This is a genomic window from Desemzia sp. FAM 23988 (assembly GCF_045528365.1).
Classification (GTDB): domain Bacteria; phylum Bacillota; class Bacilli; order Lactobacillales; family Carnobacteriaceae; genus Desemzia.
Map to the genome: position 1 here is coordinate 36,220 of NZ_JBGQQS010000020.1, position 12,772 is coordinate 48,991.

Annotated in this window: 12 protein-coding genes; 5 read left to right on the forward strand and 7 right to left on the reverse strand. The window is 39.3% G+C overall.

Going from position 1 to position 12,772, the window contains the following annotated elements:
- Nucleotides 1–594 precede the first annotated feature (594 nt).
- Complete coding sequence (locus ACEN4L_RS10515) at nucleotides 595–1,200, reverse strand: TraX family protein (protein WP_407097168.1); 606 nt, start codon at nucleotides 1,198–1,200, stop codon at nucleotides 595–597.
- Nucleotides 1,201–1,341: 141 nt separating this feature from the next.
- Here ACEN4L_RS10515 and ACEN4L_RS10520 point away from each other — a divergent pair, with 141 nt between their 5' ends.
- The 3 genes from ACEN4L_RS10520 to ACEN4L_RS10530 all read left to right on the forward strand — a co-directional run bounded on the left by ACEN4L_RS10520 (nucleotide 1,342) and on the right by ACEN4L_RS10530 (nucleotide 3,000).
- Nucleotides 1,342–2,064: an AzlC family ABC transporter permease gene (locus ACEN4L_RS10520; protein ID WP_407097169.1), complete on the forward strand. Its 723-nt coding sequence runs from the start codon at nucleotides 1,342–1,344 to the stop codon at nucleotides 2,062–2,064.
- Nucleotides 2,054–2,377, forward strand: a complete 324-nt coding sequence (locus tag ACEN4L_RS10525) for an AzlD domain-containing protein (protein WP_407097170.1) — start codon at nucleotides 2,054–2,056, stop codon at nucleotides 2,375–2,377. The genes ACEN4L_RS10520 and ACEN4L_RS10525 overlap by 11 nt, the downstream gene beginning before the upstream one ends.
- An 89-nt stretch (nucleotides 2,378–2,466) precedes the next feature.
- On the forward strand, nucleotides 2,467–3,000 hold the full coding sequence (locus ACEN4L_RS10530; protein ID WP_407097171.1) for an acyl-CoA thioesterase: 534 nt from the start codon (nucleotides 2,467–2,469) through the stop codon (nucleotides 2,998–3,000).
- Nucleotides 3,001–3,635: 635 nt separating this feature from the next.
- Here ACEN4L_RS10530 and fni read toward each other — a convergent pair.
- The 6 genes from fni to ACEN4L_RS10560 are packed head-to-tail and all read right to left on the reverse strand — an operon-like array spanning nucleotide 3,636 to nucleotide 9,438.
- Nucleotides 3,636–4,703: a type 2 isopentenyl-diphosphate Delta-isomerase gene (fni, locus tag ACEN4L_RS10535; RefSeq protein ID WP_407097172.1), complete on the reverse strand. Its 1,068-nt coding sequence runs from the start codon at nucleotides 4,701–4,703 to the stop codon at nucleotides 3,636–3,638.
- Nucleotides 4,704–4,750: 47 nt separating this feature from the next.
- Nucleotides 4,751–5,824, reverse strand: coding sequence for a phosphomevalonate kinase (locus ACEN4L_RS10540; RefSeq protein WP_407097173.1), 1,074 nt, complete (start codon nucleotides 5,822–5,824; stop codon nucleotides 4,751–4,753).
- Nucleotides 5,825–5,850: 26 nt separating this feature from the next.
- Nucleotides 5,851–6,828 (reverse strand): diphosphomevalonate decarboxylase, encoded by a 978-nt coding sequence (gene mvaD / locus ACEN4L_RS10545; protein WP_407097174.1) that lies wholly within the window; start codon nucleotides 6,826–6,828, stop codon nucleotides 5,851–5,853.
- Complete coding sequence (mvk, locus tag ACEN4L_RS10550) at nucleotides 6,821–7,774, reverse strand: mevalonate kinase (RefSeq protein WP_407097175.1); 954 nt, start codon at nucleotides 7,772–7,774, stop codon at nucleotides 6,821–6,823. Before mvk ends, mvaD begins: the two co-directional genes overlap by 8 nt.
- 45 nt (nucleotides 7,775–7,819) lie before the next feature.
- Complete coding sequence (locus tag ACEN4L_RS10555) at nucleotides 7,820–9,178, reverse strand: tripartite tricarboxylate transporter permease (protein WP_407097176.1); 1,359 nt, start codon at nucleotides 9,176–9,178, stop codon at nucleotides 7,820–7,822.
- A gap of 11 nt (nucleotides 9,179–9,189) precedes the next feature.
- A complete protein-coding gene (locus tag ACEN4L_RS10560; RefSeq protein WP_407097177.1) occupies nucleotides 9,190–9,438 on the reverse strand; it encodes a hypothetical protein in 249 nt (82 codons plus the stop codon).
- Nucleotides 9,439–9,680: 242 nt separating this feature from the next.
- Between ACEN4L_RS10560 and coaA the strand changes: the two genes are divergently transcribed.
- Together coaA and guaA are read left to right on the forward strand one after the other, a co-directional pair.
- Nucleotides 9,681–10,604, forward strand: coding sequence for a type I pantothenate kinase (gene coaA, locus ACEN4L_RS10565; protein WP_407097178.1), 924 nt, complete (start codon nucleotides 9,681–9,683; stop codon nucleotides 10,602–10,604).
- Nucleotides 10,605–10,836: 232 nt separating this feature from the next.
- Nucleotides 10,837–12,357 (forward strand): glutamine-hydrolyzing GMP synthase, encoded by a 1,521-nt coding sequence (guaA, locus tag ACEN4L_RS10570; protein ID WP_407097181.1) that lies wholly within the window; start codon nucleotides 10,837–10,839, stop codon nucleotides 12,355–12,357.
- Nucleotides 12,358–12,772 lie beyond the last annotated feature (415 nt).

Sequence of the window (12,772 nt, forward strand, 5' to 3'; positions counted from 1 at the left end):
GTTAGGACAACCAATCCTATCTCCTTTTTGTGTACAAGTTTGGGGCTCTTACCGGTCTGCACCAACATTATAAACGTGTTTCGAAAGGCTCCTTGCGTTAAAAGAAACAGAACCCAATACTCAATCGATTTTTTTCTAACGATTTGTGGTTCTGGTTCTATACGGTTAGCTAACCAGTTTTGCTTTTGATAGATTAATGTTGTACCGCTCGATGCGTACTTCTAGTGGGAAGCTCTATTTAGAGTGAAAGAAATGTATGTTTGATGAGCGAATGAAGGATGGAAGGGGTTTGAACATCAAGGTCATTTTGTCCTTGATGTTCAAACGCCGTTCTTCATCAAGGCAATTTTGTCCATGATGTTCAAACCCCGTTCTTCATCAAGGCAATTTTGTCCATGATGTTCAAACCCCGTTTTTCATCAAGGCAATTTTGTCCTTGATGTTCAAACGCCATTCTTCATCAAACCAATTTCCCCTTTGATGTTTAAATCATCCCAAATACTCACTAAAATTTGTCATAAAAAACCTCCAAAAAGCTAGATTTTACTCTAATCTTTTGGGAGCCACACTCCGCACCTTACACCATATTCACGTCTATAATTGAGCGATGAAATGAATAATAGCTAAATGAAGTGGGTAATAAGCATAACCCAAATACTTAGGGACTCGTATCACATGAAAACGAAAAGGGAGCAGTATTGGAATCAAGGCTAATAAGGCATACATTTGGATTGTTCCAAATTCTGGAATGTGCATTAGAAGGTAAGCTGTGATTCCAAAATACCGGTTTTCAAAAACTAACATGTAAATAGCCCAGCCCAAGAGAAACCCGTAGATACCATATTCAACAAAATAGCTTGCTATCAAGCAAGGAATAAAAAAGCGTTTGTCTTTCATCGAAACAGCAAACAAAGCCAATGAAAATAAAATGTTGATTCTTCCTAACGTAAAGGGGATGGATATGATTCCAAACAGCAGTAATTGAAACAGGTAGCGTTTAAAGTTGTGTGTACGGTGTGTGCCTAATACAGTAGTGTACAAAAATAAGGGAAATGCGATTCTGCCGATGACACGCAGTATCACATATTGCGGTAAAATATAGGCGCCAATATGATCAATTGTCATGATAATGATGGCCAACCATTTGATAAAATTGCTTTTTTCATCAAAGCTGTGGGCTTGCACCGAGGTAGTTTCCATTGTGACCCTCCAATTCTCTAAAGGTATATATTTTATTATACAAAAAATCTTAGCGAATAAGACAATAATTCATCTTTCTCGGAAAAAATAAAATGGATTGTGCTATAATGATTTTTAAACTTGTAAAATGGAGGGAAGAGAGTGGGAAAAGCAGTATGGTTGGAAGGCTTCAAAAATATTTATCCTGTTATGATCAGTTATGTTCCTTTAGGACTAGCCTGTGGTATGTTGCTGTATGATGCAGGGATCGGATTATGGGGAATCTTTTTGATGAGTACACTGGTTTTTGCGGGTGCAGGACAATTTATGGCAGCATCTATGCTTTCTGCAGGAGCTGCAATGCCTTCTATCGTGATCATGACATTCTTTTTAAACTTAAGGCACTTGTTGATGAGCTCCAGTATAGCTCCTTTCTTTAAAAAGCGCTCGGTGCCGTTTTTAATGTTGTTTAGTCATACCTTAGCGGATGAAGCTTATGCCATCAATTACAATCAATTTCAAACGGATAAAGAATGGAGACCGGAAGAAGCCTTGTCTACCAATCTATTAGCTTACTTTAGCTGGGTGGGGAGTACAGTTGTTGGGGGATACATAGGAAGTTCTTTTTCGATGAATACCGTCATTATGAATTATGTATTGATCGCGATGTTTACATGTATGCTGGTGAATCAATTTGTCTCTAAAATCTTTGTTTTTGTGGGGCTGCTGTCTGGTGTGCTTGCCGTCATTCTTATGATGGTATTGCAGCACAATATTTCATTAGTCATTGCCGCAGTTCTAGCTTCTTTTGTGGGATACTTGCTGGATGAACAGAGAGAGAAGAAAAGAGCTGAAGAAGGAGCGACGATTCAAAATGAACAGTAATTTACTAGGGTTGATTGCAGGAATGGCAGTAGTGACTTATTTACCCCGTTTTGTTCCGATGCTGGTTCTCAGTAATCGCCAAATTCCTAAAAAATTCGCTAAATGGATGTCTTTTATACCGGTATCTATTTTTGCCGCGCTGGTTTTTTCGGATGTCTTTTTCTGGGACAGCGAAGTAAACGTAAATCCGATAGAAAACGTGAAACTGCTGCCAACAGTGCTTGTCTTTTACATAGCCTATAAGACTCAAAGCTTACTCTGGTCGATGGTATTTGGCATTATCGGCATTAGTTTTATGATTTGGTTTTTCTAAAAGTACTATCCTTGTATAATGGGAAACGAAATTGCATAAACAGCTTTCGTGCTATAATGGGCGTAGAAAAATAGATGGAGGCTTTTAGTATGGCAGATCAAAATCGAGAAGTAAAAAAAAGTTGGGAATCAAAAGTGATTCAGACACATCGTGTATTTCCCGGAGATGTTAACTCACATCGGACTTTATTTGGGGGACGCTTAATGAGTTATATTGATGATACAGCATCCATATCCGCTTCACGCCACAGTCGCAGTGATGTTGTTACTGCTTCAATGGATACATTAGATTTCTTGCATCCGCTGAATGAAAATCATTCCGTTTGTATAGAAAGCTACGTGACCGGTGTTGGATCGACCTCGATGGAAGTTTTTTGCAAAATAATGGGTGAAGATCTATCTAGTGGAGAACGTTACTTGGCAGCTACAAGCTTTATCACTTTTGTAGCTGTCGCTAAAGAAAAAGGCAAAAAACAGCTAGTACCTTTAGTTGAACCAAGTACTAAAGAAGAGAAGTTTGTTTGTGAAGGATATGAAGCCAGAAAAGCACAACGCATGTTCAGTCGTTCATTCCATGAACAATTTGCGCAAACGATTACCGACCAATTGCCTTGGTCAAACTAAGGCTAAATAAATCTGTTTAAGATGAGGTATTGAACCTTTATCTTGAACAGGTTTATTTTATTGCCAGCTTTTTGGTGGGCAGGTCTAATAGGCTTACTGATCAAGTGGCGTTAAATTTGGTTCTCACTTGAAGAATAAGGTGGTCTTATTGATCAAGTGGCGTTAAATTTGGTTCTCACTTGAAGAATAAGGTGGTCTTATTGATTAAGTGGCGTTAAATTTGGTTCTCACTTGAAGAATAAGGTGGTCTTATTGATCAAGTGGTCCAAAATTTAACTCTCACTTGAAGAATAAAATGACCTTACTCATTAAGTGGCGTTAAATTTGGTTCTCACTTGAAGAATAAGGTGGTCTTACTGATCAAGTGGCGTTAAATTTGGTTCTCACTTGAAGAATAAGGTGGTCTTATTGATCAAGTGGCGTTAAATTTGGTTCTCACTTGAAGAATAAGGTGGTCTTATTGATTAAGTGGTGCAAATTTTATCTCTCACTTGAAGAATAAAATGACCTTACTCATCAAGTGGCACCAAATCAGTCTCCCACTTGAAGATTAACAGCGTCACATCAGTAAAAACAAAAATTTGTAGTGCAGAATGAACCCATTTGGTTTCTGCACTACTAATTTTATGTGCTTTTTATGAGATTCGATTTCTACACGCAAAAGATCGGAAATCAATGCCTCTTGCGTCACACCAATCTTTTACAGGGCCAGTGATGATCACATCTGTCCGTTGCAAATCAACCACCGATTCAGCGCCTAATAAAGTCATCACAGAAACCAATTGTTCTTTGATTTGTTCAACATGTGCAACCGTTTTTTCGACACCACTTTGTAAAATATAATGCAAGAAGTAACCTGAAATGCCTGCTGCTTTAGCTCCGAGAGCTAAACTTTTGAGGATATCCATTTGGGTACGGATGCCGCCCGAAGCCAATATTTCAGTTGAATCCATAAAGGAATGAGCTTCAAGAAGGGAGATTGCTGTAGATTGTCCCCAATCTTCTAGGAAGTCCATCGGATTCTGAGTACGGCGGTAGTTTTCGATCTGAGCAAAGTTGGTTCCGCCTTTCCCGCTGACATCGATCGTTTTTACGCCAATCGATATCAATTGTTGGATCGTTTCTCGGCTCATGCCAAAGCCGACTTCCTTCACCACGACGGGTACATCCACACCGTTTATGATTTGTTCCAATTTAGTTAGCCAAGAAGAGAAATCTCTGTCTCCCTCTGGCATCACGATTTCTTGAGGGGTGTTCAAATGAATCTGCAAAGCATTGGCTTGAATCAAATCCACAGCTTTTTTTACATTTTCTAAGGTCTGTCCGCCGCCTAGATTAGCCAAAATTTGTCCATTAGGATTTGTTTCCCGAATGATCGTAAAACTATTGGCTACAGAAGGGTCTTTTAAACCTGCGCTTAATGAACCTGAAGCCATTGCCAGACCAGTTTCTCTTGCTACAGCAGCTAATTTTTCATTGATTTTCTTTGTCCAAGGGCTCCCGCCGGTCATGGCATTGATGTAAAAAGGTTGCGCCATTGAAAGTCCGGCAAAAGAAGTGGACAGATCAATCTTCTGAGTTCCGGTCTCTGGTATTGAGTGATGTACAAACCGGATGTGGTCAAAATCAGTTTCATGCGTTTCAGTGTAAAAATGTTCCGCTAATGAAACGTGTTCGTTTTTCCGATTGTTTTTTTTCTCCATTGTTAACCTCCTGCTGGATAATGTTTCTAGAGTAGGCTTAGCAGCCACTAATTTTTAGTATAAACATGCAACGGCAAATTGGTGATCCCTTGTTCTTCCCAAGCTGTGATCAATGAAAGAACCCCATCTTTGCGATCAAAAATCACAATTCCGCAGTCTCCACCGCCAGCTCCTGAAGATTTGGCTGCACCATTAAATTCTTCCGCCAGCTTGCACAAATGAGCCAAGGCAGGAGTCTCGATAATCACGCCAGTCGATTGACTCATTTTTTTCAAGAGGGAGCGGTTGTGACGAATCTCATTTTGTATTTTAGGAATATCGTTTGTTTCGAAGCCGCAAATCATTTCTTCGACACAAGCTGCACTGGCTTTTAAGAATTCATTGTAGGCGAGAGCATCTTGGGTCCGTTTATTCGTTACTTCATCCACTAAATGAGAAGTAGACGCCGGAGATCCTGTCCAGCCGATCAATAAACGCAATTCTGCTGGGGGTGTCAACGGTTTAAAAGACAAATGAGGCCAGTCCAATTCAACCACTTCTCGAACCGATAATTGCTGTTGCTTTTCCAATACCCATTTTGGATCGAAAGTAGTGAAAGCCAACCATCCACCAAAAACGCTGGCAGCTACATCACCGCACGATCCATTGCTTTTGACCGTTAAATGTGCCAAGGCAGCTAGCTTGAATATTCTCTCATTAGACTCATGTTGCAAACCGTAAAAACGCAAAATCCCTTTCACTGTGGCAACGGTAACAGCGGCACTGGAACCGAGACCGTATTTCCGGCCATTGGAACTGTCTAATTCACTATCGACAGATAAGTGGTAAAAAGAAAGCTTTTTTCCAAAGGATTTGACATAGCTTTCTGTCACTTCAATAGCTGCCAATATATAATGAAACGGATTTTCACGCTTGTCCAATACTAGTCGATCATTTTCTCTTTTCCAAGTGACAGGCAGGTTTCCATATTGCTTCGATAAAATTGTTCCCATATCTGTCGTTGCTTCAAGTGAAACAGTAATAAACTGGTCGACGGCTACCAAAATGGCAGGATGACCGGGTTCTACAACAGCGTATTCTCCTGCGATATATAACTTTCCAGATGCAGAAGCTGTGATCATGTACGACACTCCTTAAAATTCCTTTTTTAGTCTGTAATTTCTTCGATATCTTTCCCAGGTCCTGAAATAATCAGTTGCGTGGGATCAAAAATGTTGCTCAAGTAGTTTTTGATCGTTTGGCTATCTGACAGGCGACACAATACTTTGACGTTTGGACCGGCATCCATCGTGAAATAGCATGGAACACCTAATTGACGCAGTTCTCTCACCGCTTGCATCGCTCGAACACTGTCTGGTTCCCAGTAAGAAAGAGGCGGATTAGCCCCCAACATTGTTGCATGCATCTTCATGCCGTTGCTTTCCGTAATGGCACCAACTTGTTCAAAATCTTTTTTCAAGATAGCCGTTTTGATATTTTCCAAATCGATCGCTGTAGCTGTTAACCAGCCAGGATAAAAAGGCGAAGTCGCTACGGTGTTTTTCATACCTACACGACTGGAAACCGCTTTTTGTTTATCATTGACCACGATAGTGACCATGCCGATATCCCAAGAAGCATCATCTACTTTTACCGCAAATGAATCATCGCTGCCGGTACCCATTTGCCATTCGACAAAACCGCCGAAAATACTGCGTGTTGCTGAACCAGAACCTCTTCGAGCATAAGTGGATAAAGTTGTTTTGTCCAAATTCAATCCGCTAGCCAAATTAACTGCACCCGCTAAAGCTGCCATACCAGAAGCAGAAGAAGCCAGACCGGCTGCAGTCGGGACGAAGTTGGTGCTTTTTACGATCGCTGCTGTTTGGATACCCGCTTCTTCACGGAATAAATCCAAGAAGCGGCTGACTTTCGCTGTTGCTTTATTATCTTGTAATGCATCATTTAAATAGAAACGATCTTCTGCTGTGCTATCGTCAAAAGCCACAGAAGTTTCTGTGTAAAATGAATCTAAAGTCAAAGAAAGACTGCTGTTCATCGGTAAAAACAATTTGTCATCGCGCTTGCCCCAATATTTGATCAAAGCGATGTTGGTATAGGCACGTACTTTTTTCTCCTTATTCAACAGAGCCACCTCCTAAATGATAGATCCAAGTAGTGGAAGTTCCCGTTTCGTTTAAAGCCCGAGCGATGTCTTGAGCAGCAGTTTCATTTTCAGCTAAAGCGATCATACAGCCGCCTCGTCCGCCACCGGTCAGTTTAGCACCTAAAGCTCCAGCATTTATGGCTGCTTCAACCAATTGATTCAATTGATCATTGCTGACACCCAATTTAGTTAACAGCACATGTGCTTGGTGCATCAATTTGCCTAACTCGACTGGTTGATTATTTTCGATAGCTGATTTTGCTTGATCTGCTAAGCTGCCTAATTGATGAATATCTTGAGAAGTTTCTACCGGATTGGTTTCCATCAATAACGCTATACTGCCTACTGCATCTCTGGTTTGACCCTTCACACCAGTATCCCCAACCACTAGATAAGCATCAATCAATAATGAAAAAGGAACGAACGGTTTGCCTTTGATGTAGTACAAGGGGCTGTCACCGCTAGTCATTGCGGCATCTAAACCACTGGGATTTCCATGAGCGATCACTTCAGAAATATTGACTAGTTCAAGTAATTGGTCATGTGATAAGGGGCAATCAAAATAATTGTAAAGAGCGCGAACAGTAGCGACAGCCACTGCTGCACTAGATCCCATACCGCGTTCTGCTGGGATCGAACTGGTAATGTGTAACGAAAAATCTTTTGATTCTTGTTTCAAAGCTTTCAAAGTCACCTCAACGACCGTCATTAAGTTAGACAATCGGTCAGGTGCTTCTGACAGCAACCCTGAATGATAGATACAATCTACGGTAACAGGTCCTGTAGATTGTGTAACGGTAGTTTGAATAGTGGCTTTGGGAAAGGGAATAGCTAATGAAGGTTCTCCATAAACCACTGCATGTTCTCCCATTAAAATGATTTTACCTATAGCTTCTCCAATAGCTTGGTTGTGTGCTGTCTGCATGCATACATACTCCTTAATGTACTGATTTCATAATTGGTTAGTTGATTAAAGGGACGTTAACAGTTGAACGATATAAGGTGCTGCATATAACGTCATGAACTGAATACCATAATTAACGCCCATTTTATTTAAAGTTCCACTCGTAATTCCAATAAGCAATACGCCGAATATATTGATCAATCCTGCATCCATATACGAAAGCAATAGAATGAAGGAAATAAACAATCCAAGAATGGCTTCATGCGGAATTTTTTCTAAGACAAAAGTGGAGATTTTTCCGGCATACTTATTAATAATAACATAACTCAAAGCTGTAGCTACTACAGCCCCCAAGACAATAGCGATCGCTTTTTCCCCTGTGGATAAAATATGAAATAAATTGTTTTCCACTGTGTACACAGGAGGAGCATTAAACAGTGCACTCCCAGGTCCAATAGAAGTAGGAGATAAAGGAATGCCTAATGCCACTAAGGGAATAATGATTCCGGAAATATAAGTAGATTGCGATAAAGCACTCATTGTAGTGATGGTAGTAGTTGCTTTTTCCTCAGGATCTTTGATCCGGTTAGAGACAGTTTCACCAAATAGTAAAATCAAGCCAACTGGGCTCAATACAAAGAAAATATTGGAGATGAAAGAAGAAAATGAAGCAGCTTTTAATTCTTTTTTCGATAATATTTTAAATGGATTCAATGTTTTCTCTTTGCCTAAATCTTTTGGAATGACGATGTTTTTGTAACTGTTTGTCAGCATTTTCGAGCGGCTTTCTTTATTCAGCAATTGCAATAAAGAAACGATCAACGGTCCGATGGTGATGCCCAGGAAGAAAGAAGTGGTAATGTTGGTCCCTTCTGGAACGACTCCAGTGCCCCAGTATAAGTGGCGCAGGCTTTGAAAAAGAATAGCTAACGGAATGATACTGATCAAAGAAAGAACTTTTTGTTTACTGATCAATGATAAGAAAACAGCTCCAATAACAAATAAGAGCGAAGCGTACGGTTGTATCGTTTCTGCAAATGGAATCAACAAATTAGCCAACAAAAAAGAAACAGGGATAGAAATAACTGTTCCAATCAGTGCTCCTGCAGCCATTTTCTTAACGGTAACAGCTGATTTGCCTTGATTTTTTAAATAAATAGCGTGATCAATCATGGGAGCAGATAATACTCCACCAGGTAAACCTACTAAAGCAGTGGGCATTAAATTGGTTAAATTTAACGTAATAAACGCTGCTACAAAGAAAGTTAAGACAATCATTGGGTTAGCGCCTGAAAGAATAAGAGCAAGTGAAATAGGCATTAAAACGGATGTTTCATCGGTACCCGGTATAAATCCAATAAAAGTGTATAACACGACTGCACTTAAAGCAGCCACAAACATTTGAGTGAGCAATAAAAAATCCATTAAGGTATCTCCTAACTAGTGTGATGGTGTTTAGCATCTTTGGAATCAATAATCCGTTTTGGTTTAGTCAATAATCCTGAAATGATAAAGCCGATAACGGCTCCCGCTAAACCGAAAAACAATTGCAACGTACGATTTCCCGAAGGTGCTAAAAAAAAAAGTCCCATAGTTGAAATGGCAGAGATAATAATGGAACGAACAAGGTCACGAAGCTCTACAACGTCTCCCCATATTTCAATATATTTTTTTTTATCTTCCATATTTTTCCTCCTATCTGTAAAAAATTTAACTAAATTACTAAAGATTCTATACTTTTCTATTGTATAAGTCATTCCCACCCTTTATAGTACAGGAATTTTAAGATTTACGGTAGTTAAGCTTCGCTTAAAACTCGTTAAGTTTTTTTAAAGTTTTGTCACCAGTGGAAAGGAAAAACTATAAATAAGACGTGATATCTGTTACAATTATGCGAAACTTTCAAAACCAGGAGGCAGGCACACCAATGAACGAAACAGAAACTCATCACCATATCTTACGTGATGAATGGAGCACATTAGGACATGATACATCCATAAAGATGACTTTTGAAGAATTGGATACCATTAGAGGGTTGAATGATCCTATTTCACTGGAAGACGTGAAAGAGATCTATGTGCCGCTAGTCCAATTAATCAATCTGTTTATCCAACAATACGAAAAATTGCAGCAAGAAAAGACCTTTTTTTTAGAACATCGAAAGGAAAACAAACCGTTCGTGATCGGTATTGCAGGTAGTGTGGCGGTAGGGAAAAGTACTACTGCGCGACTGTTGACACGTATGCTGGCAAGTTTGTTTACCGATTTAAACGTTGAAATGATTACAACAGATGGTTTTTTATATCCCAATAAAGTCCTGAAAGAAAGGGGCATTATGAATCGCAAGGGCTTTCCAGAGAGCTACAATATGAAAAAATTGATCAATTTTTTAAGCAAAGTAAAAACTGGCGAAACCGACATTTCTTCTCCAGTCTATTCTCATGAAGTGTATGATATTGTGGAAGGGAAAACAAATATTTTGCACAAACCGGACATCTTGATCGTTGAAGGGATCAATGTCTTGCAATCTCCATCCAATGAACAAATCTACATAAGCGATTTCTTTGATTTTTCCATCTATGTCGATGCCGAGCCAGAACAAATTGAAAAATGGTATTTGGAACGATTTGCCGTTTTGCTGGATACGGCTTTTACGACTCCGGACAATTACTATTATGAGTTGGCTCAAAAAGGCCCAGATGTTGCCTTTGCACATGCACATCAAGTATGGGAAACCATCAACTTGGAAAATCTGAAAAAATACATCCTGCCTACACGAAAAAGAGCCGATCTGATTTTGCATAAGAGTGAACAGCATTACATTGATAAAGTTTTATTGAAAAAATACTAAATACTCTCATTATCGCTTGAAGAGCCTGACTAACGCTATGTTAGAAGGGTTCTTTTTAGTATAAAAAGTGTGAAAACTCAAAAAATGTTATGAAAATGAACTTTTCATTAAAAAAGAGGGGTAATGTCCACTTTTATGTAACAACAAGGTAGCTTTCATGGTACTATGGTAAGAAAAATAAGAAGAGGTGTAGATTTTGACAACTGTAACAGATACAAAAGAATTGGAAAAAATGATCGTTCTTGATTTTGGTAGTCAATACAACCAATTAATCACGCGTCGAATAAGAGAATTTGGTGTGTACTCAGAATTGTTGCCGCATACGACAACAGCTGACGAATTAAAAGGCATGAATGCTAAAGGAATCATCTTCTCAGGTGGACCGATGAGTGTTTATGATGATGGATCTTTCTCAGTAGATCCAGAAATTTTTAATTTAGGTATTCCAATTTTTGGTATTTGTTATGGAATGCAATTGATGACGAAAATGATGGGTGGAGAAGTCAGCCCAAGTACAAACCGTGAGTATGGTAAAGCGGATATCCGTATTGAAGACCGTACGGCACCTCTATTTACAACATTAGACGAAGAAGAAACCGTGTGGATGAGTCATGGAGATTTAGTTACTCAAGCTCCTGAAGGCTTCGTTGTCAGCGCTACAAGCGCGCATTGTCCGATTGCTTCTATGTTCAATGAACAAAAGAACTTCCATGCCGTTCAATTCCATCCAGAAGTTCGTCACTCTGTACACGGAAATGATATGTTAAGAAACTTTACTTTCAATGTCTGTGGATTTGAAGGAAACTGGAGCATCAGCAACTTCATCGACTTAGAAATCGCTAAAATCCGTGAAACAGTAGGAGACAAAAAAGTCTTACTAGGTTTATCGGGCGGGGTTGATTCAAGTGTAGTTGGAGTTCTCCTGCAAAGAGCAATCGGCGACCAATTGACGTGTATCTTTGTAGACCATGGTTTATTGCGTAAAGGCGAGAGCGAACAAGTTATGGAAAGTTTAGTCGGCAAATTCGGCTTGAACATTATCCGTGTCGACGCTAAAGAACGTTTCATGGCTAAATTAAAAGGCGTCAGCGATCCAGAACAAAAACGTAAAATCATCGGAAACGAGTTTGTGTACTTATTTGATGATGAAGCGACAAAACTTGAAGGTGTGGACTTCCTAGCACAAGGAACGTTGTATACAGACATTATCGAGAGTGGTACGGCTACTGCTCAAACGATCAAATCACATCACAACGTAGGTGGACTTCCTGAAGACATGCAATTCGAATTGATTGAACCGTTAAATGCTTTGTTCAAAGATGAGGTTCGTGAATTAGGAATCGAGCTAGGTATGCCTGAAAGCTTAGTATGGCGCCAACCGTTCCCAGGTCCAGGTCTAGGAATTCGTGTCATCGGTGAATTAACAGAAGAAAAATTAGAGATTGTCCGCGATAGCGACTACATCTTAAGAGAAGAAATTGCTAAAGCCGGTCTTGACCGCGATATCTGGCAATACTTCACAGTCCTTCCAGGTTTCCGCAGTGTTGGAGTAATGGGAGACGGCCGTACGTACGATTACACAGTCGGAATCCGTGCTGTAACATCGATTGACGGAATGACAGCTGACTTTGCGCGTATCCCATGGGATGTCTTGCAAAAGATTTCTGTACGTATTGTAAATGAAGTGAAACACGTTAACCGTATCGTGTATGACGTTACTAGTAAGCCACCAGCTACTGTTGAGTGGGAATAATGGAAAAAAGACCGACTAACCTTTATTTAAAAGGCTTTTTCGGTCTTTTTATTTTACTCTGAATCTGGTTTGTTCCTATCATTTATTTAATTATTACCTCTCACAATCTATTTAAGAAATTAAAGGCACTTAGATGGCTTTTATAAAAAACGAAATTTGTGTAAAGGATATAGATGTATCTAAGAGATCTTAAACCCGTATTAAACGGTTAAGTATAATTATGATAATACTTTATGATAATATCGCTTAAACTAATAAAAGTTTTACATTAATGTTAGAATAATTATATAATGTCTACTGAATAATAAACTATGCTTATTCTGCTGCCTTTTACAACTAATGATTGATATAATAGATGCAAGGGTTTTTATAGGATGTTAAACAAAACCTTGCACTTTTACTGAAATGAGGACAG